General features: G+C 68.8%; 1 protein-coding gene. It reads right to left on the bottom strand.

Features of this window, described 5'->3' with window-relative positions:
- Positions 1-451, bottom strand: a 451-nt coding sequence (folE, locus tag AC2JF9_RS08540; protein ID WP_500726918.1) for a GTP cyclohydrolase I, incomplete at its 3' end; no start/stop codon positions are given.
- Positions 452-491 lie beyond the last annotated feature (40 nt).

The raw sequence follows: 491 nt of genomic DNA, 5'->3' as shown, positions 1-491 counted from the left end.
GTTGAAGCACCTCCTGCAGGGTGTCCGCGATCTCGGCCGTCAGCCGCTCCTGGATCTGCAGCCGACGGGAATAGGCGTCCACGAGCCGGGCCAGCTTCGAAATCCCGACCACCCGCTGGTGCGGGAGGTAGCCGACATGCACCTCGCCGATGATGGGCGCCATGTGGTGCTCGCAATGCGACTCGAAGGGGATGCTCTTCAGCACCACCATCTCGTCATAGCCGCCCACCTCCTCGAAGGTCCTGCGCAGATACTCGGCCGGGTCCTGCGCGTAGCCGGAGAACCAGTCGGAGAAGGCGCGCACCACGCGCGCGGGCGTGTCTGCGAGCCCCTCGCGCGAGGGGTCGTCGCCCGCCCAGCGAATGAGGGTGCGGACCGCCTCCTCCGCTTCCGCGCGGCTCGGCCGCGCGGCGGCGGCATAGGTACCGATCATTTTCCCCTTCGCCATCATGCCCTCGCCGCCATGCGGCACGCTCGCCCTTATCCAGGGC

Source organism: Lactobacillus sp. C449L (genome assembly GCF_059900815.1).
The sequence above is the reverse complement of the archived record's forward strand: the minus strand, read 5'-3'. Positions and strand labels throughout refer to the sequence as shown.